The sequence below is a fragment of the Bradyrhizobium sp. NBAIM08 genome (assembly GCF_020193935.1).
In the GTDB taxonomy this organism is placed as follows: Bacteria; Pseudomonadota; Alphaproteobacteria; order Rhizobiales; family Xanthobacteraceae; genus Bradyrhizobium; species Bradyrhizobium yuanmingense.
This window is the reverse complement of sequence record NZ_JADYVR010000001.1, coordinates 719,590-741,424: the sequence shown is the minus strand read 5'-3', so window position 1 is coordinate 741,424 and position 21,835 is coordinate 719,590. Positions and strand designations below refer to the sequence as shown.

Here is a 21,835-nt window from a genome sequence, read left to right as displayed (position 1 = left end):
TGTTGCAATCGAGCCGTCAGCCCATGCCTGCCGAATCCGTCGATCCCGACCACAAGGCTTTCCTCGACGATTACGTGGGGCGCCTGCATCGCGCGACGGCGGTCGACGACGGTATTTTTGCGAGGATCTCCGCGACGCGCGCGTCCTGGTTACGCACGCGCGAGCAGGGCGGTCGCGTCATCTTCATCGGCAACGGCGGGTCGGCCGGCATCGCTTCGCATTTGGCGATCGATCTGGCGAAGAATGCGTCAGTGCCCGCTCTCTGCTTCAGCGATGCGAGCATGATGTCGTGCCTTGCCAACGATTACGGGTTCGAGGACTGGATCGCGCACGCCGTGCGGCTGAATGCGCGCGCCGGCGATTGCCTCGTCGCGATCAGCTCGTCGGGGCGTTCGAAGAACATCCTCAACGCGGTCACGCAGGCGCGCAAGATGAAGCTCGACGTGATCACGTTGTCGGGCATGAACGCGGACAATCCGCTGCGCAATCTCGGCGACGTCAATTTCTGGGTCGACAGCCGCAGCTACAACATTGTCGAGACCACGCACCAGTTCTGGATGATGGCCGCAATCGACCTCGTCATCGGTCGTGCGGAATATCCGGCGTCCTGAGGCGGCATCCGATGCAGTCGCGATTCAAGCATGCGGCCCTGTTTTCGGTGAAGCTGCTGCTGTCGATCGCCGTGCTGGTCTACATCGCGCGCGGTCTCGACCTGCGCCAGCTGCGCGACCATCTCGTCTCGGTCGATCCGGTCCTGTTCGTCGTCGCGCTTGCGCTGATCTTCGTCCAGACCTTCGTGCTCAACGGCCGGTGGGAGCTGATCATGCGCGCGCTCGGCGTGTCGCTGGATTGGCTCGCCGGCTGGCGGATACTGATGACCAGCCTCTGGTTCAATCAGGTGTTGCCGTCATCGGTCGGCGGTGACGCGGTGCGGATCTGGCTGCTGCGTCAACGCAGCGTGCAGTGGCCGGAGGCGGTCAAGGGCGTTGCAGCCGACCGCTTCACGGCATTGATCGGACTGGTCGTGCTGATGGTGGCCGGATTGCCGTTTCTGTTGTCGCGCGTGTCGAATCACGCTGCGATCCTGGCGATCGGCGGACTGACGGTGGCCGGCGTCGCCGGCACGCTGGTCCTGTTGACGCTCGACCGTCTGCCGAAACGCTTCACTGCGCTTCCCGCGATCGCGAGCTTCGTGCGGTTCGGAACGCTGGTCAGGTTTTTGCTCCTGCAGTCCGAGCGCCGTGCGCTGCTGTTCGGATCGGCGCTCCTCATCCATCTCGTCACCGCCGCGGCCTGCTACACCTTGGCGCGCGGCGTCGGAGCGCAGCTCTCTGTCCTCGACGCCGGCATTCTGATTCCGCCGGTGGTGCTGTTGACGGCGGTCCCCATCTCGATCAGCGGCTGGGGCGTTCGCGAGGGAGCGATGGTCGCCTGCCTGGGTCTGGCGGGTGTGTCGTCCGAGCAGGCGCTGTCGGTATCGCTCCTGCTGGGCGCCATTAGCGTGATCATCGGGCTCGTCGGTGGCGTAATCTGGCTGGCAAGTCCGGAGCGCGGCTCGTATTCGGCCGACAAGGTGGCCAAGGCAGCGGAGGACGCGCCCGGCTACGGGCTGGGCAACGAGGCCTCGAGCCACCCATGACCCGCTTGAGCCCGTTGCCGATCTGGTCTTCACAGGGTGGGACTATCCCACTCGCGCGCGTATCTCATTCTTCGGTTGCACGATGAAAAACCTGTTCTACGTCCGCAATACTTGCCGCCTCTGTCATTCCGACAAGCAAGAGCTGGTCGTTCCGATGGCAGGCATGCCGATCGGCACGCCGAACTTCCAGGTGCCAAACGCCAGCGTCGACGATCCCGTGTTCCGCGCTGCGGTGCCGATGGCGCTGCATCTGTGCCGGGACTGCGGCCACCTCCAGATCCTCCATGTCGGCAATCCGGAGATCCAGTACCGAAACTATGTCTATACCACCTCGCTCTCGCTCGGCCTGCGCGAGCATTTCGCTACCTATGCCGACGACGTCGTCAGCCGTTTCGGCATTGCGCCGGGTTCGCTGGTGGTCGAGCTCGGCAGCAATGACGGATCGCTGCTCGGCTTCTTCAAGGAGCGGGGGATGCGGGTGCTGGGTGTTGATCCCGCCGTCGACATCGCGCGGCGCGCCACGGAGGCGGGCATCGAGACCATCGGCGATTTCTTCACCGATGCCGTCGGTCGCCGCATCCTGCAGAGCCATGGCGCGGCGAGCGTCGTGATCGCCAACAACATGATCGCCAATGTCGACAATCTGGATCCGCTGGTGATCGGGGTTCGCGACGTGCTCGCGCCGGACGGATTGTTCGTCTTCGAAACGCAATACGGCGTCGACGTCACCGAGAAGAACCTGCTCGATACCGTCTATCACGAGCATCTGTCGTATTTTAACATCAAGCCGCTGATCCGTTTCTTCGCCCGGCTGGGCATGGAGCTGATCGACGTCCAGCACATCTGGACCAAGGGCGGTTCGATCCGCGTGACCGTGCAGCGCGCCGGCGGCGCCAAGAAACCGTCGGCCGAGGTCGCGCGTTTCGTTGCCGAGGAAGACCGGCTCGGCGTCGATCAGCCGGCCTATTATGTGCCGTACGTGAAGAGGATCGCCGCCATCCGTGACGAATTGGTCGCGATGGCCGATGCCGCCCATGCGCGCGGTGAGCTGGTCGCCGGCTATGGCGTCTCGGTGGGCACCACGACGCTGCTGCCGCAGTTCGGCCTGGAGAACAAGATCGACTTCCTCGTGGACGACGATCCCAACAAGGGGAAGGTGATGGCGGGCCCCGGCTATGACATCCCGATCCTGCCGCCTGCCGCTCTCTACGAGCGCAAACCCGCGTTCGTCGTGGTCTTCGCCTGGCGCTATGTCGACCCGATCCGGGCCAAGCACGCCCGCTATTTCGCCGAAGGCGGGAAGTTCGTGGTGCCGCTGCCGGGGATTTCCATGGTCGACCGGGCCGACTGACGGCTCCCGATAGCCTTGCCGGGGATGGGATGGCGCGTTCCGGGCGGTCGACAAGTCCTTGATCCACATGGCCTCTGCACGACCCTCGGGGGGAGGGCGGCCTGCCCGGGCGAACTCTCTCTACCTTGACCTTTGGCCGCATCCGCAGTAGATACCCGGCACTCGCAGCCGGCCCGTTAGACGCGGATTTCCGGCGCGGCCTTGAAATCCCCGAACAATCGAGCCCGGTTTCCGGCTCATCCTTCGAGACAGAGGGCTGGGCCAACGGCGGCTGTTCGGATCCCTGAAATTCATTTGCGTCTGTCGACGGACGCTGGACCTCAAGCGATGGCAGTCAGCCCGTTCAAGTTCTTGCAGGAAGTGCGCTCGGAGACTGCCAAGGTCACCTGGCCGACCCGCCGTGAGACCACGATCACCACCATCATGGTGTTCGTCATGGTCGCGGTGGCTTCGATCTTCTTCTTCGCCGCCGACCTGATCATTCGCTACCTCGTCACCTTCCTCCTGGGCATTCAATGATGGCAACAGCAACCGCTCAAGTGTCCGACAAGCGCTGGTACATCGTCCACGCCTATTCGAACTTCGAGAAGAAGGTCGCCGAATCGATCCGCGAGCAGGCCAAGCAGCGCGGGCTCGAGGAGCTGTTCGAGCTGGTGCTGGTTCCGACCGAGAAGGTCACGGAAGTGCGCCGCGGCCGCAAGATCGACGCCGAGCGCAAGTTCTTCCCCGGCTACGTGCTGGTGAAGATGAAGCTGACCGACGAGGCGTTCCATCTGATCAAGAACACGCCGAAGGTCACGGGCTTCCTCGGCGCCGAGAACAAGCCGATGCCGATCTCGGAAGCCGAGGCCATGCGCATCCTGCACCAGGTGCAGGAGGGCGTGGAACGGCCGAAGGCGTCGGTGTCGTTCGAGATCGGCGAGAACGTGCGCGTGGCCGACGGCCCGTTCGCCTCGTTCTCGGGTGTGGTCGAGGAGATCGATGAGGCGCGCTCGCGCGTGAAGGTCGCCGTGTCGATCTTCGGCCGCGCGACGCCGGTCGAGCTGGAATTCGGTCAGGTCGAGAAGGTCTGATCGGGTAACGCGGGAGGCTTCGGTCTCGCGCAACAAGAGGCCGTGGGAGGGAGGGGCGGTTGCCAGCCGCATCCGACCCAGACCACGAACCTGAAACCGCCGGTCCTGCCGGCACAACAGGAGTGATACATGGCAAAGAAAGTGACCGGATACCTGAAGCTTCAGGTCCCGGCCGGCGCGGCGAATCCCTCGCCCCCGATCGGTCCCGCGCTCGGTCAGCGCGGTCTCAACATCATGGAGTTCTGCAAGGCGTTCAACGCCCAGACCCAGAAGGAAGAGAAGAACACCCCGATCCCGGTGATCATCACCATCTATGCGGACCGTTCCTTCACCTTCGAGATGAAGACGCCGCCGATGTCCTACTTCCTCAAGCAGGCTGCAAAAATCCAGTCCGGTTCGAAGGCGCCGGGCCGTGACAAGGCCGGCAAGGTGACCAAGGCGCAGGTGCGCGAGATCGCCGAGAAGAAGATGAAGGACTTGAATTGCGACACCATCGAATCGGCCATGAAGATGGTCGAGGGCTCGGCCCGTTCGATGGGTCTGGAAGTTGCGGGGTAAGCGGCCATGGCAATCGGAAAGCGTTTGAACAAAGCCCGCGAAGGCATTGACCGCGAAAAGCTTTACCCGCTCGCGGACGCCATCAAGATGGTCAAGGAACGCGCGAAAGCGAAGTTCGACGAGACCATCGAGGTCGCGATCAATCTCGGCGTCGATCCGCGCCACGCCGACCAGATGGTCCGCGGTGTCGTGACCCTGCCAAACGGCACCGGCCGTACGCTCCGCGTCGGCGTGTTCGCCCGCGGCGCCAAGGCCGATGAAGCCAAGGCCGCCGGTGCGGACGTCGTCGGCGCCGAGGACCTGGTCGAGAAGGTGCAGAACGGCACGATCGATTTCGACCGCTGTATCGCCACCCCCGACATGATGCCGCTGGTCGGCCGCCTCGGTAAGGTGCTCGGCCCGCGCGGCCTGATGCCGAACCCGAAGATCGGTACCGTGACCATGGACGTCACCGGTGCGGTGAAGGGCGCCAAGGGCGGCTCGGTCGAGTTCCGCGTCGAGAAGGCCGGCATCCTGCAGGCCGGCGTCGGCAAGGCCTCGTTCTCCGAGGAGAAGCTGGTCGAGAACATCAAGGCTCTGGCTGACGCGGTCTCCAAGGCGAAGCCGGCCGGTTCCAAGGGCACTTACATCCAGCGCGTTGCGGTGTCCTCGACGATGGGCCCCGGCGTGAAGGTCGAGCCGGGCACCATTCTCGGCTGAGGTTTGGAAATTGCATGAGGCGAGGGGCGGGATCGGGCGACCGATTCCGCCCCTCGTCGTTTGTGGCGGCGCTCTTCGGAAACAACAACAATGGCTGACAAGGTCCTGATCTACTCGCGCTTTCCCAAGTCGATGATGGCGCGCTTCGCCGAGCGGTTCGAGCTGCTCGACACCGGCGGCAAGCCCGTGCGGGAGGTGTTTCCGGCGGAGGAGCTGGGCGGCATCCGCGCACTGCTGACTGCTGGCGGCTCGCCACTCGGTGCGGAGGCGATGGACCTGTTTCCGAAGCTCGGCGCCATCGTCTGCTATGGGACTGGCTATGATGGCGTCGACTTGAAGGCGGCGGCCAGCCGGAACATCGCGGTCGGTCACAGCCCAGGTGCCAATGCGGCTTCTGTCGCCGACATCGCGATGACCTTGATGCTGGCGACGACGCGGCGGATTTTGGCGGCCGACCAATATGTCCGCAGCGGCGATTGGGCGGCCTCGAAACAGTCGCCGATGATGCGTCCCCAGGCCGGCATGCCCGGCCGCCGCATCGGCATCTACGGCATGGGTGAGATCGGCCGCAAAATCGCCGCGCGCTGTGCTGCTTTCGAGAGCGAGGTCGGCTATTTCAGCCGCACCCGGTATGATCTGCCCTATCAGTACTTTCAGACCCTGGAGGCGCTCGCCGATTGGTGCAGCGTCCTGATGATCGCGGTGCGGGCAGGGGCCGAGACCCAACATGCCGTCAACGCCGATATCCTCAGGCGCCTCGGGGCGGAGGGCTACGTCGTCAACATCTCCCGCGGCTCCGTCATCGACGAGAAGGCGCTGGTCGCGGCGCTCACCGACAAGACGATCGCGGGGGCGGGCCTCGACGTCTTCGAGAAGGAACCGCACGCGCCTGACGCCCTGACCGAACTCCCCAACGTGGTGTTCGCCCCGCATATCGGCGGCCACACCCTGGATTCGCACGTCGCGATGCAGAACTGCGTGCTGGCCAACCTGACCGCGTTCTTCGAGGGCAAACCGCTGCCGTATCGGGTCAAATCGGCCTGAATCGGCCCTTGTTGGGCCATCTCAAGCCCAACCGCCAATCGATTGGAACTGGTGTGAATTTTGCTCTTGGCAAGCAGGCTCCGAGCGGTTAAAGAACCGCCTCCGGACGTGCCGGCCTCGGCTGGCGCGTTCGTGCACGCATTCCGAAAACCCGACACGACAGGAGATCATTCCTTTTCAGGACGTCCGTGAGGATTTGCCCGAAAAGGAAGGAAGATCCGTCTTTTGGCAGGGATGCGGGCAGAGGTCGGGCGGTTCGCCGGCTGACCTCGTCCTGTCCAAGACTGCAGGCGCCCGCGGGGAATCTCGATTCCTCAACGGCTTAATCGCATGGCCTGCATAGACGGGTGAAGACCGGATTTCACTTCGCATCCAGCTTTAAGGGCTGGTTTTGCGAAACGGGTCTGGTTCGGACCTCGACACGCCGTGGGCCCTTGGGCTCCCGGAGGGCAGGCTTTGAATTGTCGTCTTGCCCGGCGTGTCCGATGGGTTTTTGACCCGGAGGTTCAGGTTTGGGCGGGACGATGGGTGCAACCCGGCGGTCCCGCTTCTCGCGATGACCGCCAACCGGAGAGAGCTTGCTGTGGAACGAGCGGCAAAAAAAGAAGCGGTCGAACAGCTCAACGAGGTCTTCAAGACGACGAGCGTCGCGATCGTTGCTCAATATTCCGGCCTCACCGTCGCCCAGATGCAGAAGCTGCGCCAGCAGATGAAGCAGGCGGGTGCCGCGGTGAAGGTCTCGAAGAACCGTCTCGCCAAAATTGCTCTTGAAGGCACTGACGTCGTTGCCATCGGCCCCATGCTGAAGGGGCCGACCGTGATCGCGACTTCGAACGATCCGGTTGCGGCGCCAAAGGTCGCCATCGAATTCGCCAAGGCGAACGAAAAGTTCGTCATCGTCGGCGGATCGATGGGGAAGACCGTCCTGAATGTCGATGGCGTGAAGGCGCTTGCCTCGCTGCCGTCGCTTGACGAACTGCGCGGCAAGATCGTCGGCCTCATCGTGGCCCCGGCGACCAAGCTGGCCCAGCTCGCCAACGCGCCCGCGGGCAAGCTCGCGCGCGTCATCCAGGCTCATGCCTCAAAGGGCGAAGCGGCCTGACGCCCTTCGCAAAACTCAAACCCGAACCAGACTTACAGTTAAGGAAACTGAACAATGGCTGACCTGCAGAAGATCGTTGACGACCTCTCGAGCCTGACCGTGCTCGAAGCTGCCGAACTCGCGAAGCTCCTCGAAGAGAAGTGGGGCGTTTCGGCTGCCGCGGCTGTCGCCGTGGCCGGCCCGGCCGCTGGCGGCGGCGGTGCTGCCGCTCCGGCGGAAGAGAAGACCGAGTTCACGGTCGTTCTCGCCAGCGCCGGCGACAAGAAGATCGAGGTCATCAAGGAAGTCCGCGCCATCACCGGTCTCGGCCTGAAGGAAGCAAAGGACCTCGTCGAGGGTGCTCCGAAGCCGCTGAAGGAAGGCGTGAACAAGGACGAAGCCGACAAGATCAAGGCCCAGCTCGAGAAGGCTGGCGCCAAGGTCGAGCTCAAGTAAGCACTGCTTACTGGCGGGATCCCGGGCGGGCAACGGCTCTGCCCGGGATCCTGGTCCCCCTTCGAGAGGGTGGACCGGAATGCAAAAGGCGTGCGACGGAACGATCCGACGCAGGCCAAACACGAAAAAGTGTGGGGATTTGAGGGTTTGACCCTCGAATCTGCACTATTGTCGCCCCATATCGGGTCGGCAGCACGAAAGCGCGGTGGGCAGGGATGCCGGATTTCCCTGTAAGCCGTTGGGAGAGCAGGCTATTTCGGGCTTTTGCAGTCCGTGAAGATGATCGTTGTGACGGGCGGGCGCGCATCTGCGCCCCGCGCGTCGTTTTGCGTTTTGAAGGTCTGAAGAACAGATTCAGGACATCGGCGCCTGAAACTGCGTCTCCGGCCCCCCAAGACGGGTTCGAAAATTCAACCCGGAAAGCGGTGGCAGCCGCGGTCCGGACGGTGCGCCCAGGGCGGGCGACGAAAATGAGAGGCCACGATGGCGCAGCAGACATTCACCGGTCGCAAACGCGTTCGCAAGTTCTTCGGACACATCAAGGAAGTCGCCGAGATGCCGAACCTCATCGAGGTTCAGAAGGCGTCCTATGACCAGTTCCTGATGGTGGACGAACCCCAGGGCGGACGTCTCGACGAGGGTCTGCAGGCGGTGTTCCGCTCGGTGTTTCCGATCTCCGACTTCTCCGGCACCTCGATGCTGGAATTCGTCCGCTACGAGTTCGAGCAGCCGAAATACGACGTCGACGAGTGCCGCCAGCGCGGCATGACCTTCGCTGCGCCCCTCAAGGTGACGCTGCGCCTCATCGTGTTCGATATCGACGAGGAAACCGGCGCGAAGTCGGTGAAGGACATCAAGGAGCAGGACGTCTACATGGGCGACATCCCGCTCATGACGATGAACGGCACCTTCATCGTCAACGGCACCGAGCGCGTCATCGTCTCGCAGATGCACCGTTCGCCCGGCGTGTTCTTCGACCACGACAAGGGCAAGACCCATTCCTCGGGCAAGCTGCTGTTCGCCGCCCGCGTCATCCCGTATCGCGGCTCCTGGCTCGACATCGAGTTCGACGCCAAGGACATCGTCTATGCGCGTATCGACCGTCGCCGCAAGATTCCGGTGACGTCGCTGATGTTCGCCCTCGGCCTCGACGGCGAGGCGATCCTCTCAACGTTCTACAAGAAGATTCTCTACAAGCGGACCAAGGAAGGCTGGCGCGTTCCGTTCGACGCCAACCGCTTCCGCGGCTACTCCACGGTCAACGACCTGATCGATGCCGACACCGGCAAGGTTGTGCTCGAGGCCGGCAAGAAGCTCACCGTCCGCGCCGCCCGCCAGCTCCAGGAGAAGGGGCTGAAGGCGCTGCGCATGGCCGACGAGGAGCTGGTCGGCAACTACGTCGCCGAGGATCTCGTCAACCCCAAGACCGGTGAGATCCACGCCGAGGCCGGTGAGGAGATCACCGACAAGCTGATGAAGGCGCTCAACGAGCAGGGCTACAAAGAGCTGCCGCTGCTCGACATCGACCACGTCAATGTCGGCCCCTACATCCGCAACACGCTCTCGGCCGACAAGAACATGACGCGCGAGGACGCGCTGTTCGACATCTACCGCGTGATGCGTCCGGGCGAGCCGCCGACGCTGGAATCGGCGCAGGCCATGTTCCAGTCGCTGTTCTTCGACGCCGAGCGCTACGACCTCTCCGCGGTCGGCCGCGTCAAGATGAACATGCGCCTCGACCTCGATGCGCCCGACACCCAGCGCACGCTGCGCAAGGAGGACATCCTCTCCGTCATCAAGACGCTGGTGGATCTGCGCGACGGCAAGGGCGAGATCGACGACATCGACCATCTCGGCAACCGCCGCGTGCGTTCGGTCGGCGAGCTCATGGAGAACCAGTACCGCATCGGCCTGTTGCGCATGGAGCGCGCGATCAAGGAGCGCATGTCCTCGGTCGACATCGACACGGTCATGCCGCAGGACCTGATCAACGCCAAGCCGGCCGCCGCCGCGGTGCGCGAGTTCTTCGGCTCCTCGCAGCTCTCGCAGTTCATGGACCAGACCAACCCGCTCAGCGAGATCACCCACAAGCGCCGTCTCTCGGCGCTCGGACCGGGCGGTCTCACCCGCGAGCGCGCTGGCTTCGAGGTGCGCGACGTGCACCCGACGCATTACGGCCGCATCTGCCCGATCGAGACGCCGGAAGGTCCGAACATCGGCCTGATCAACTCGCTCGCGACCTTCGCGCGCGTGAACAAGTACGGCTTCGTCGAGACGCCGTATCGCAAGGTCAAGGATGGCCGTGTCACCGACGAGGTCGTGTACCTGTCGGCGATGGAGGAAGGGCGCTATTCCGTGGCCCAGGCCAACGTGCCGGTCGACGCCAAGGGCCGCTTCACCGAAGACCTCGTGGTCTGCCGTTCGAGCGGCACCCGCGACGTCGTGCCGATGACGCCCGACAAGGTCGACTACATGGACGTGTCGCCGAAGCAGCTCGTTTCGGTCGCCGCGGCGCTGATCCCGTTCCTCGAGAACGACGACGCCAACCGCGCGCTGATGGGCTCGAACATGCAGCGCCAGGCGGTGCCGCTGGTTCGCGCCGAGGCGCCGTTCGTCGGCACCGGCATGGAGGGCGTGGTTGCCCGTGACTCGGGCGCTGCGATCGCGGCGCGCCGTTCGGGCGTGATCGACCAGATCGATGCGACCCGCGTCGTCATCCGCGCCACGGAAGATCTCGATCCGACCAAGTCGGGCGTCGATATCTACCGCCTGATGAAGTACCAGCGCTCGAACCAGTCGACCTGCATCAACCAGCGTCCGCTGGTGAAGGTCGGCGACGTCGTCAGGAAGGGCGACATCATCGCCGACGGTCCTTCGACCGATCTCGGCGAGCTCGCGCTCGGCCGCAACGTGCTGGTCGCGTTCATGCCGTGGAACGGCTACAACTTCGAAGACTCGATCCTGCTCTCCGAGCGGATCGTGAAGGAGGACGTCTTCACCTCGATCCACATCGAGGAGTTCGAGGTGATGGCCCGCGACACCAAGCTCGGACCCGAGGAAATCACCCGCGACATTCCGAACGTCTCGGAAGAAGCGCTGAAGAACCTCGACGAAGCCGGTATCGTCTACATCGGCGCGGAAGTGCGCGCCGGCGACATCCTGGTCGGCAAGATCACGCCGAAGGGCGAAAGCCCGATGACGCCGGAAGAGAAGCTGCTGCGCGCCATCTTCGGCGAGAAGGCCTCCGACGTCCGCGACACCTCGCTGCGCGTTCCCCCGGGCGTGCAGGGCACCATCGTCGAAGTGCGCGTGTTCAACCGCCACGGCGTCGACAAGGACGAGCGTGCGCTGGCGATCGAGCGGGAGGAGATCGAGCGCCTCGCCAAGGACCGCGACGACGAGCAGGCGATCCTGGACCGCAACGTCTACAACCGTCTTGCCGAGCTGCTCGAGGGACGGCAGGGCATTGCAGGTCCCAAGGGCTTCAAGAAGGACACCAAGATCACCCGTGCGGTGCTCGAGGAGTATCCGAAGTCGCAATGGTGGCTGTTCGCTTCGCCGAACGACAAGCTGATGGCCGAGATCGAGGCCATGCGGAAGCAGTACGACGAGTCGAAGAAGGGACTGGAACAGCGCTTCCTCGACAAGGTCGAGAAGCTTCAGCGCGGTGACGAATTGCCGCCCGGCGTGATGAAGATGGTCAAGGTCTTCGTCGCGGTGAAGCGCAAGATCCAGCCCGGCGACAAGATGGCCGGCCGCCACGGCAACAAGGGCGTGGTGTCGAAGATCGTGCCGATCGAGGACATGCCGTTCCTCGAAGACGGCACGCATGCCGACATCGTGCTCAATCCGCTCGGCGTGCCTTCGCGCATGAACGTCGGACAGATCCTCGAGACCCATCTCGGCTGGGCCTGCGCCGGCCTCGGCAAGCGTATCGGCCAGACCGTCGATGCGTACCTGTCGAAGCAGGACATCAAGCCGCTGAAGGAGACCTTGAAGAAGGTCTACGGCGAGGACGAGACGATCAAGTCGCTCAACGACAACGAGCTGCTCGAACTCGGCCATAACCTCAGCCGCGGCGTGCCGATCGCAACCCCGGTGTTCGACGGCGCCAAGGAAGCCGATATCGAGGAGATGCTGAAGCTTGCTGGTCTCGACGCTTCGGGTCAGTCGACCGTCTATGACGGCCGCACCGGCGATCCGTTCGATCGCAAGGTGACGGTGGGCTACATCTACATGCTCAAGCTGCACCATCTGGTCGACGACAAGATCCATGCGCGTTCGATCGGTCCGTACTCGCTCGTCACCCAGCAGCCGCTGGGCGGCAAGGCGCAGTTCGGCGGCCAGCGCTTCGGCGAAATGGAGGTGTGGGCGCTCGAGGCTTACGGCGCGGCGTACACGCTCCAGGAGATGCTGACGGTGAAGTCGGACGACGTCGCCGGCCGTACCAAGGTGTACGAGGCGATCGTGCGCGGCGACGACACGTTCGAGGCCGGTATTCCGGAATCGTTCAACGTGCTGGTCAAGGAAATGCGCTCGCTCGGCCTCAACGTCGACCTGCACAACTCCAAGATGGGACCGGCGCCGACGTCGGAAGCGGCCGAGTAATTCGACCTGTCATGCCCGGCCTTCGCGGCCGGGCATCGGCGCCCCGCCCGAGGCCTTGAGGGCAGGGCGCCATGCAGAAGTGATTTTCGAATTTGCGGCCGGAGGCGACCGGCACGCGAGGAGAAGACGATGAACCAAGAAATTATGAATCTCTTCAACCCGACGACGCCGGCTCAGGTCTTCGACCAGATCCGGATCTCGATCGCGTCTCCAGAGAAGATTCTGTCCTGGTCCTACGGCGAGATCAAGAAGCCGGAGACCATCAACTATCGTACCTTCAAGCCCGAGCGCGACGGCCTGTTCTGCGCCCGCATCTTCGGGCCGATCAAGGACTACGAGTGCTTGTGCGGCAAGTACAAGCGCATGAAGTACAAGGGCATCATCTGCGAGAAGTGCTCGGTCGAGGTCACGCTGTCGCGCGTCCGGCGCGAGCGCATGGGTCATATCGAGCTCGCAGCCCCCGTCGCGCACATCTGGTTCCTGAAGTCGCTGCCCTCGCGCATCGGCCTCCTGCTCGACATGACGCTGAAGGATCTCGAGCGGATCCTCTACTTCGAATATTACGTCGTGCTCGAGCCGGGCCTCACCGCGCTGAAGGACCGTCAGCTGCTGTCGGAAGACGAGTATCTGAAGGCGCAGGACGAGTACGGCCAGGACAGCTTCACCGCCATGATCGGCGCCGAGGCGATCCGCGAGCTGCTCAAGGGCATGGACCTCGAGAAGCTCGAGGCCTCGCTGCGTGCCGAGATGCAGGAGACCGACTCCGACATCAAGCACAAGAAGCTCGCCAAGCGTCTGAAGATCGTGGAAGCGTTCCGCCATTCCGGCAACAAGCCGGAATGGATGATCATGACCGTGATCCCGGTGATTCCGCCGGACCTGCGTCCGCTGGTGCCGCTGGACGGCGGCCGTTTCGCGACCTCTGATCTCAACGACCTCTATCGCCGCGTCATCAACCGCAACAACCGCTTGAAGCGGCTGATGGAGCTGCGCGCGCCCGACATCATCATCCGCAACGAGAAGCGCATGCTTCAGGAAGCGGTCGATGCGCTGTTCGACAACGGCCGCCGCGGCCGCGTCATCACCGGCGCCAACAAGCGTCCGCTGAAGTCGCTCGCCGACATGCTCAAGGGCAAGCAGGGCCGCTTCCGCCAGAACCTGCTCGGCAAGCGCGTCGACTATTCGGGCCGTTCGGTGATCGTGGTCGGTCCCGAGCTGCGCCTGCATCAGTGCGGCCTGCCGAAGAAGATGGCGCTCGAGCTGTTCAAGCCGTTCATCTATTCGCGGCTCGACGCCAAGGGCCTGTCCACCACCGTGAAGCAGGCCAAGAAGCTGGTCGAGAAGGAACGGCCCGAGGTCTGGGACATCCTGGACGAGGTGATCCGCGAGCATCCGGTGCTGCTCAACCGCGCCCCGACGCTGCACCGCCTCGGCATTCAGGCATTCGAGCCCGTGCTGATCGAGGGCAAGGCGATCCAGCTTCACCCGCTGGTCTGCTCCGCGTTCAACGCCGACTTCGACGGCGACCAGATGGCCGTGCACGTTCCGCTGTCGCTCGAAGCGCAGCTGGAAGCGCGCGTCCTGATGATGTCGACCAACAACATCCTGCATCCCGCGAACGGCCAGCCGATCATCGTGCCGTCGCAGGACATCGTGCTCGGTCTGTACTACGTCTCGATCATGCGCGAAGGCCTGCCCGGCGAGGGCAAGGTGTTCGGCGACATGGCCGAGCTCGAGCATGCGCTGCACGCGAAGGTCATCCACCTCCACACCAAGATCAAGTACCGGTGGGAAGGCATGGACGAGACCGGCAAGGTCTCCAAGCGCTGGATCGAGACCACCGCCGGCCGCGTCATGCTCGGCAATCTGCTGCCGAAGAACCCGCGCATCTCCTACGAGATCATCAACAAGCTGATGACCAAGCGCGAGATCTCCGGCGTCATCGACCAGGTCTACCGCCACTGCGGCCAGAAGGAGACGGTGATCTTCTGCGACCGCATCATGGCGCTCGGCTTCTACAACGCGTTCAAGGCCGGCATCTCGTTCGGCAAGGACGACATGGTCGTGCCGCACGGCAAGTGGAAGATCGTCGACACCACCCGTACGCTGGCGAAGGATTTCGAGCAGCAGTACAACGACGGCCTGATCACCCATGGCGAGAAGTACAACAAGGTCGTCGACGCCTGGTCGAAGGCCACGGAAGAAATCGCCAAGGCGATGATGAAGGAGATCTCCGCCACCAAGAAGACGGCGAGCGGAGCCGACGCCGACATCAACTCGATCTACATGATGGCTCACTCCGGTGCCCGCGGTTCGCCGGCCCAGATGCGCCAGCTCGCCGGCATGCGCGGCCTGATGGCCAAGCCGTCGGGCGAGATCATCGAGACGCCGATCATCTCGAACTTCAAGGAAGGCCTCTCGGTGCTCGAGTACTTCAACTCGACCCACGGCGCCCGCAAGGGCCTCGCGGACACCGCTTTGAAGACCGCGAACTCCGGCTACCTGACCCGTCGTCTCGTCGACGTGGCGCAGGACTGCATCATCACGCAGAGCGACTGCGGCACCAAGCTCGGCATCAAGATGCGCGCCATCGTCGACGCCGGTACCGTGGTCGCCTCGCTCGGCTCGCGCATCCTCGGACGCACGGCCTGCGAAGACGTGCGTGACAGCTCGGGCCAGGTGATCGTCAAGCGCGATACGCTGATGGAAGAGAGCCACGTGGATGCCATCCATCAGGCCGGCATCCAGGAGGTGAAGATCCGCTCGGCGCTGACCTGCGAGCTCGTCAACGGCATCTGCGGCAAGTGCTACGGCCGCGACCTCGCCCGCGGCACGCCGGTCAACCATGGCGAAGCGGTTGGCGTGATCGCGGCGCAGTCGATCGGCGAGCCGGGCACCCAGCTCACCATGCGCACCTTCCACATCGGCGGTGCGGCGCAGCTCAACGAGCAGTCCTTCGTCGAAGCCAACTTCGACGGCAAGATCGTGATCAGGAACAAGGCCATCGCCCGCAACAGCGAAGGTCACCTTATCGCGATGGTGCGCAACATGGTTGTCGCGATCGTCGATGCCGATGGCACCGAGCGTGCGACGCACCGTATCCAGTACGGTTCGCGTCTGCACGTCGACGAGGGCGACATGGTCAAGCGCGGCCAGCGCATCGTCGAATGGGATCCCTACACCCGTCCGCTGCTCACCGAGGTCGAAGGAACCATCGGCTTCGAGGATCTGGTCGAGGGGCAGTCGATCTCGGAAACGCTCGACGAGGCCACCGGTATCGCCAAGCGCGTGGTCATCGACTGGCGTTCGACGCGCGGCGGCTCGGACCTGCGTCCGGCCATCGTGGTGAAGGGCAAGGACGGCAAGGTGCTCAAGCTCGCCCGTGGCGGCGATGCCCGCTACATGCTGTCGGTCGACGCCATTCTCTCGGTCGACATCGGAGCCAAGGTCCAGCCGGGCGACATCCTCGCCCGTGTGTCGACCGAAAGCGCCAAGACGCGTGACATCACCGGCGGTCTGCCGCGGGTGGCGGAACTGTTCGAGGCTCGGCGCCCGAAGGATGCGGCGATCATCGCCGAAATCGCGGGCACCATCCGGTTCGGGCGCGACTACAAGAACAAGCGTCGCATCTCGATCGAGCCGATGGACAAGACCGACGAGCCGCGCGAGTACCTGATCCCGAAGGGCAAGCACATCCACCTTCAGGACGGCGACGTCGTCGAAAAGGGCGACTTCATCGTGGAAGGCAACCCGGCGCCGCACGACATCCTCGCGGTCAAGGGCATCGAGGAGCTCGCTGCCTATCTGGTCAACGAGATCCAGGAGGTCTACCGGCTGCAGGGCGTGCTCATCAACGACAAGCACATCGAGGTGATTGTCCGTCAGATGCTCCAGAAGGTGGAAATCACCGACCAGGGCGACACGGACATGATCTCCGGCGAGCAGGTCGACAAGATCGAGTTCGACGCGCTGAACGTGAAGGCCAAGGAAGAGGGCAAGAAGCCCGCCACGGGAACGCCGGTTCTGCTCGGCATCACCAAGGCGAGCCTCCAGACCCGCTCCTTCTTCTCGGCGGCATCGTTCCAGGAGACCACCCGCGTCCTCACCGAGGCGGCGGTCAACGGCAAGATCGATCCGCTCGAAGGCCTCAAGGAGAACGTCATCGTCGGCCGGCTGATCCCGGCGGGCACCGGCGCCTCCATGGCCAAGATCCGCGAAGTCGCCATGAAGCGCGACAAGCTGATCCTGGACGAGCGCGAGAAGCAGGCCGCCGTCGTGTCGCCGGCGCCGGAAGCCGAGCTTCCTGCGCTGCCGCCCGCGGAATGATCGTTCATCCGTAGGAATACCGAGGACAATGAAAAGGCCGGCTTTTGCCGGCCTTTTTGCTGCTTTGTTGCGATGCGGGATCAACCTTTGTTCATCTTTCCTTCAGCCGCAAAAGCGCTTGTGCTATGGCGCCTTAGACCGGTGGTCCCGCCAAGGGGGCAGGGCCGGAAGACCACGGAACTCTCATGCTTGATCTCGCAATCGTAGGCGGCGGCCCCGGCGGGCTGATGAGCGCCTGGTACCTGAAGCGCAAGCTCGGCGACCTCTGCCGCGTCACCATCTACGAGGCCTCCGACAGGCTCGGCGGCAAGATCGTCACCCGCAAGTTCGATTCGGCGCCCGCGATGTACGAGGCCGGCGTTGCCGAGATCTACGACTACTCCATGACAGGCCCGGATCCTCTGCGCGAGCTGATCCAGCATTTCGGCCTTCAGACCATTCCGATGGATGCCGAGCAGGTGCAGTTCGGCGGTGAGCTGCTCAACGACGTTCCCGGCATGCGCCGCAAATACGGCGCCAGGACTGCCGCCGCGATCGAAGCCTTCCGCAAGCGCTGCGCCGAGGTGATGTCGCCGGTGGAATATTACGAGGGCGTCGGCGCGCACGACAACGAACATCCCTGGGCCTACAAGACCGCCGAGCAGGTGCTCGACGAGGAGGTCGAGGACGTCACCGCAAAGCGCTTCTTCAAGGTGATGGCGCGTTCCGACATCGCGACCGAGAGCCACAACACCAACGGGCTCAACGCGCTCAAGAACTATCTGATGGACGTCGACGGCTATATCGGCCTCTATTCCATCCAGAACGGCAACGAGCAGCTGATCGAATGCCTGCAGTCGGAGGTCAATGCCGACATCCAGCTCAATCACCGCGTGCTCACCGTCGGCAAGGCGCCGACCGGCCGGTATCAGCTCAAGATGATGAACGGCAAGGGGCCGGAGACCCGTGACTTCGATCTCGTGCTGGTCTGCCTGCCGCATTCCTGGCTCGCCACTCTCGGCTGGGAGGGCGAGCAGCTGCGCAGGTCGATGGTCAAGCACGTGGCCTATTTCGACCGTCCCGCGCACTATCTGCGCGTCTCGATCCTGTTCGACGAGCCGTTCTGGGGCGACAAGATTCCGGGTGCCTGGTTCATGTCGGAAGCCTTCGGCGGCTGCTGCGTCTACAACGAGGGCGCACGTCACGACGTCGGCAAGCATGGTGTTCTGAATTGGCTCATTCCCGGCTCCGATGCGCTGGCTTTTGCCAATCTGTCGGACCAGGAGCTGATCGAGGCCGCCCTGAAATCGCTGCCGGCTTCTCTCGGCGATGCGCGTCTGCACTTTATGGAAGGCAAGATCCACCGCTGGCTGTCCTCGGTGAACGCGCTGCCTGGTGGTTTGCCCGCGCGCGACGTCATGACCAATCACCGGCCCGAGCCGAAGGAGCACCCCGGCATCGTGGTGGTCGGCGACTATCTGTTCGATTCGACGCTGAACGGCCTACTGGATTCCTCGGACGCGGCGACCGACATCATCCTGACCGAGATGATGCGCCTGCGCCGCCAGCGCGCGCAGGACGACAAGCCGCTCTCGGACAAGATCGATCGCAAATATTTCGAGAATTATCGCGGTCTCGGCCCCTATCATCAGGCATGGCGGCACTTCACCGATCCCGACTACCTGACGAAGCTGATCGGCATCGTCTGGGGCGGGGCGGCGGGCGCCAAGCTGCTGGTCGCGGGCTCCGCCAGCGGCGAACTGGTCGGCGCCCTGCGCGATCGCGGCATCGATGCATGGGGAATCGAGAACAACCGCGCGATCCACGCCAGGACGCCGAAATCGCTGAAGAAGTACAACAAGCTCGGCACGATCACCGACATGCCGTTCAAGGACGGCACGTTCGACTTCGTGTTCGAGACCAGCCTCTGCCACGTTTCCCCCAAGCAAGTGGTCCGCGCGATCCGCGAGCTCAACCGCGTGGTCAAGACCGGGCTCGTGTTCGGCTCCATCACCTCGGACATGGCGCCGGCATTGATCGACCGCTACGACCTCCTGCGCGGAGTCAAGAAGCTCGGCACCTGGTGGGAATGGTCCGAACTGTTCTTCGGCAACGGCTTCGACCTATCGATGCACCGCAAGGATTGCACCGATGCGCTGTGGGAGGCGACGCTCGCCGCCAACAAGGGGCCGGGGCAGTGGTACGCCGACGCGGACAGCTTGCGCTATTCCTTCTTCGACAAGGTCGAGGACGAGGACTAGCCTGGGGGACGCCAACCGAATTCGCCAATTGTTTTGCCGAATTCATCTTGATCGCATAGAATCGGTGCAATAGCGGTTGCCGCTATTTCCTGCGTTCTCTGCGGTCATGCCGGCCGTCAGCATCGGTTGGTTTCATGGCATCCAAGCCTTTCTTGCCTGGCGACAAGCCTCGATCTCCCGATCAACAGAAGCTCGCCGCGGAGGAGGCGGCCGGGCTCGATGGCAAGCTCGCCGACGCTGCCAAGCCGGATCTCGAGGACGACGAGGACGCCGAAGACGAGGGGGATGACGAGCTGGAGCTCGACGAGGACGATGAGGACGAGGACCTCGTCGTCTTTACCGCGCGCGAAGCCGCCGGGGCCCTTGCGACCATTGTCGGGTTCGTCAAGCCCTATCTCTCCAACTACAAGCGGATGCTGTCATTCGTGGCATTCGGCGTCGTGGTCGAGACGTTGTTCAACGTCATCATGCCGCTCAGCCTCAAGTTCCTGATCGACGATGCGCTCGGCGAGGAGGATTTTCAGGCGCTCTACAAGATCCTCGGCGTGCTCGCCGTCGCCGGCATTTTCACCTCGATCGTTGCAGTCTGGTACGAACGCTGGGACGCGCGACTTGCCGCTTGCATCATCTCCGATGTCCGCACACGCCTGTTCGAGCACGTCCAGGACCTGCCCGCCGCCTATTTCGGCCGCACCAGGCGCGGCGAGATCCTGTCGCGCTTCTCGGTCGATCTCTCGGCCTTCGAAGGCTCGGTCAAGACGTTCGCCAACAGTGCCGCGCTGCCGTTCCTGGAGCTGATCGCCGGCATCATCCTGATGCTGTTCCTCAACTGGCAGCTCGCCGTCGTCGCGCTGCTGGTGTTCCCGATCACGCTGATCGGCCCGCGGATCCTGACGCCGAAGGCGGTGCAGGCCAATTACGAACAGAAGCTCAATGAATCGGCGTTGCTGGGCCAAGTCCAGGAGAACGTGGCCGCCCAGGCGGTCATCAAGGCGTTCAGCCTGCAACGCAAGATGTTCGGCTTCTTCCGGTTGCGCAACGACGAGACCCGCAACAAGATGGCCTCGGCCACATTCCTCTCGACCATGGTGGAGCGGACAGTCACCATCTCGGTGCTCCTCCTGCACCTTGTGGTGCTCGCGATCGGCGCGTATCTGGCGACCAAGGGCCATATCACCATCGGCACCTTCGTCACTTTCGAGAGCGCGTTCTGGGAGGTCTCCTACAACATCGCCCATGTGATGCATTTCATCCCGGTGTCGATCTCCTCGGCCGCCGCGATCCGCCACATTCAGGAATTGCTCGACGAGCCGACCCGCAGCGCCGATCGCCCGGGCGCACCCGATCTGCCGCGCATCACCCACGACATTACATTCGATCACGTCACCTTCCAGTACGAGGGTGGTCAGACGCCGGTGCTGGACAATCTCAGCCTCAAGCTCGACGCCGGCAAGCGCATCGCGATCGTCGGTCCGAGCGGCTCCGGCAAGAGCACGCTGCTCAATCTGATCCTGCGGCTCTACGTGCCCGACGAAGGCCGCGTCACCATCGACGGCGTCGACGTCCGCAAGGTGACGCTGGACTCGCTGCGCCGGAGCATGGCGGTGGTGTTCCAGGAGAACATGCTGTTCAACATGTCGATCCGCGAGAACATCCGGCTCGGCAAGGAGGGCGCAACCGACGAGGAGGTGGAGGAGGCGGCCAAGAAGGCCGAGATCCACCGCTACATCATGAGCCTGCCGCAGCGCTACGACACGCCGGTCGGCGAGCGCGGCGACACGCTGTCGGGCGGCCAACGCCAGCGCATTGCGATCGCGCGCGCGATCATCCGCAACCCCTCCGTGCTGCTGCTGGACGAAGCCACCTCAGCGCTGGACCAGACCACCGAGGCCGCGATCAACCGCACGCTGCTCAGGGTCGCCAAGGGCCGCACCATGATCTGGTCGACCCACCGCCTGACCTCGGTGGTCGAGATGGACGAGATCATCGTGATTTCAGGGGGCAGGGCGATCGAGCGCGGTTCCCATGCCGAGTTGCTCGCCAAGAATGGCACCTATCGCAAGCTGTGGAACGACCAGATCCACCAGCCCCATGGCGCGGCAGCTCATGCCGACGCCGACCGCAATGATGACGACGAGGACGAAGACCTCGATGACGATGAGGACGACGAGGAGGAGTAACCGCGGGCGGTGAGCTTCGAGCGGCCGCGTCTGATCGTCTCGTCTCACGGCAATGCGCGGTTCAGCGTCGACTCGTCGATTCTCTGATGCAAGGCGTTCGGCCGCCGCGCGCCGCGTTTTTTCGCACGGATGGTTTGGGGCAAGAGCCATTCGCGGATCGACCAGTCCGGGCTGAAGCCGCGTCACACCGGGCATCGCGGCGGGCCGGGAAAAGCTGGTAGACCGGCCACCAGCCAACAAACTGAGCGCAGGCAGGAAAAAAGCCCCTCAGTTTGGTAATAAAACTACATTAAGCCCGGGTAAAATTGTTCTCAGATCTGGCAAGTCAGTCGCCTCGGTCCTATATCAGGCAGGCGCGGGGAGGCGGCGAAGAGGCGATTTTTTGCAGGCGCATGAAGCGCTTTGTGACTGTCGTTTCACCTTGACTTGACCGATTCTCACTTATAGAAAGCGCCTCACTTAACGACAGGCGGTGAGCATCGCCAGCGTCGGAACGGGCCACCCGTTGATCCCCAAAGACTAGATCTGCCAGGGGTCGCAAAGACGGGCACCAACCTCGACGAATGCCGCTCAAACGCTG

At 63.5% G+C, this 21,835-nt stretch carries 14 protein-coding genes; all 14 read left to right on the top strand.

Features of this window, described 5'->3' with window-relative positions:
• Positions 1–23 precede the first annotated feature (23 nt).
• Entirely contained in the window at positions 24–611 is a 588-nt protein-coding gene (locus I6F37_RS03540; protein ID WP_225113231.1) for an SIS domain-containing protein, read from the top strand.
• An 11-nt stretch (positions 612–622) separates the two neighbouring features.
• On the top strand, positions 623–1,639 hold the full coding sequence (locus I6F37_RS03535; RefSeq protein ID WP_036010988.1) for a lysylphosphatidylglycerol synthase transmembrane domain-containing protein: 1,017 nt from the start codon (positions 623–625) through the stop codon (positions 1,637–1,639).
• A gap of 82 nt (positions 1,640–1,721) precedes the next feature.
• Entirely contained in the window at positions 1,722–2,990 is a 1,269-nt protein-coding gene (locus tag I6F37_RS03530; protein WP_036010990.1) for a class I SAM-dependent methyltransferase, read from the top strand.
• A 327-nt stretch (positions 2,991–3,317) separates the two neighbouring features.
• Positions 3,318–3,509, top strand: a complete 192-nt coding sequence (secE, locus tag I6F37_RS03525) for a preprotein translocase subunit SecE (RefSeq protein ID WP_036010992.1) — start codon at positions 3,318–3,320, stop codon at positions 3,507–3,509.
• Positions 3,509–4,063: a transcription termination/antitermination protein NusG gene (nusG, locus tag I6F37_RS03520; protein WP_018647229.1), complete on the top strand. Its 555-nt coding sequence runs from the start codon at positions 3,509–3,511 to the stop codon at positions 4,061–4,063. The genes secE and nusG overlap by 1 nt, the downstream gene beginning before the upstream one ends.
• A 129-nt stretch (positions 4,064–4,192) precedes the next feature.
• Entirely contained in the window at positions 4,193–4,621 is a 429-nt protein-coding gene (gene rplK / locus I6F37_RS03515; protein WP_011088164.1) for a 50S ribosomal protein L11, read from the top strand.
• Between the two features lie 6 nt (positions 4,622–4,627).
• Positions 4,628–5,320, top strand: coding sequence for a 50S ribosomal protein L1 (rplA, locus tag I6F37_RS03510; protein WP_025037003.1), 693 nt, complete (start codon positions 4,628–4,630; stop codon positions 5,318–5,320).
• 90 nt (positions 5,321–5,410) lie between these two features.
• On the top strand, positions 5,411–6,364 hold the full coding sequence (locus I6F37_RS03505; protein WP_036010996.1) for a 2-hydroxyacid dehydrogenase: 954 nt from the start codon (positions 5,411–5,413) through the stop codon (positions 6,362–6,364).
• A 583-nt stretch (positions 6,365–6,947) separates the two neighbouring features.
• A complete protein-coding gene (gene rplJ / locus I6F37_RS03500) occupies positions 6,948–7,466 on the top strand; it encodes a 50S ribosomal protein L10 (protein ID WP_036010998.1) in 519 nt (172 codons plus the stop codon).
• Positions 7,467–7,520: 54 nt separating this feature from the next.
• Positions 7,521–7,901: a 50S ribosomal protein L7/L12 gene (gene rplL, locus I6F37_RS03495; RefSeq protein ID WP_036027614.1), complete on the top strand. Its 381-nt coding sequence runs from the start codon at positions 7,521–7,523 to the stop codon at positions 7,899–7,901.
• A 483-nt stretch (positions 7,902–8,384) separates the two neighbouring features.
• On the top strand, positions 8,385–12,509 hold the full coding sequence (gene rpoB, locus I6F37_RS03490; RefSeq protein WP_036027612.1) for a DNA-directed RNA polymerase subunit beta: 4,125 nt from the start codon (positions 8,385–8,387) through the stop codon (positions 12,507–12,509).
• A 129-nt stretch (positions 12,510–12,638) separates the two neighbouring features.
• On the top strand, positions 12,639–16,835 hold the full coding sequence (gene rpoC / locus I6F37_RS03485) for a DNA-directed RNA polymerase subunit beta' (protein ID WP_036011015.1): 4,197 nt from the start codon (positions 12,639–12,641) through the stop codon (positions 16,833–16,835).
• Between the two features lie 185 nt (positions 16,836–17,020).
• Positions 17,021–19,075, top strand: a complete 2,055-nt coding sequence (locus I6F37_RS03480) for an FAD-dependent oxidoreductase (RefSeq protein WP_225113228.1) — start codon at positions 17,021–17,023, stop codon at positions 19,073–19,075.
• A gap of 134 nt (positions 19,076–19,209) precedes the next feature.
• Positions 19,210–21,255, top strand: coding sequence for an ABC transporter ATP-binding protein (locus I6F37_RS03475; RefSeq protein WP_225113227.1), 2,046 nt, complete (start codon positions 19,210–19,212; stop codon positions 21,253–21,255).
• Positions 21,256–21,835 lie beyond the last annotated feature (580 nt).

Coding starts and splice junctions, on each gene's coding strand:
- I6F37_RS03540 (WP_225113231.1), top strand. CDS start 24: ATGCCTGCCGAATCCGTCGATCCCGACCACAAGGCTTTCCTCGACGAT.
- I6F37_RS03535 (WP_036010988.1), top strand. CDS start 623: ATGCAGTCGCGATTCAAGCATGCGGCCCTGTTTTCGGTGAAGCTGCTG.
- I6F37_RS03530 (WP_036010990.1), top strand. CDS start 1,722: ATGAAAAACCTGTTCTACGTCCGCAATACTTGCCGCCTCTGTCATTCC.
- secE (WP_036010992.1), top strand. CDS start 3,318: ATGGCAGTCAGCCCGTTCAAGTTCTTGCAGGAAGTGCGCTCGGAGACT.
- nusG (WP_018647229.1), top strand. CDS start 3,509: ATGGCAACAGCAACCGCTCAAGTGTCCGACAAGCGCTGGTACATCGTC.
- rplK (WP_011088164.1), top strand. CDS start 4,193: ATGGCAAAGAAAGTGACCGGATACCTGAAGCTTCAGGTCCCGGCCGGC.
- rplA (WP_025037003.1), top strand. CDS start 4,628: ATGGCAATCGGAAAGCGTTTGAACAAAGCCCGCGAAGGCATTGACCGC.
- I6F37_RS03505 (WP_036010996.1), top strand. CDS start 5,411: ATGGCTGACAAGGTCCTGATCTACTCGCGCTTTCCCAAGTCGATGATG.
- rplL (WP_036027614.1), top strand. CDS start 7,521: ATGGCTGACCTGCAGAAGATCGTTGACGACCTCTCGAGCCTGACCGTG.
- rpoB (WP_036027612.1), top strand. CDS start 8,385: ATGGCGCAGCAGACATTCACCGGTCGCAAACGCGTTCGCAAGTTCTTC.
- rpoC (WP_036011015.1), top strand. CDS start 12,639: ATGAACCAAGAAATTATGAATCTCTTCAACCCGACGACGCCGGCTCAG.
- I6F37_RS03480 (WP_225113228.1), top strand. CDS start 17,021: ATGCTTGATCTCGCAATCGTAGGCGGCGGCCCCGGCGGGCTGATGAGC.
- I6F37_RS03475 (WP_225113227.1), top strand. CDS start 19,210: ATGGCATCCAAGCCTTTCTTGCCTGGCGACAAGCCTCGATCTCCCGAT.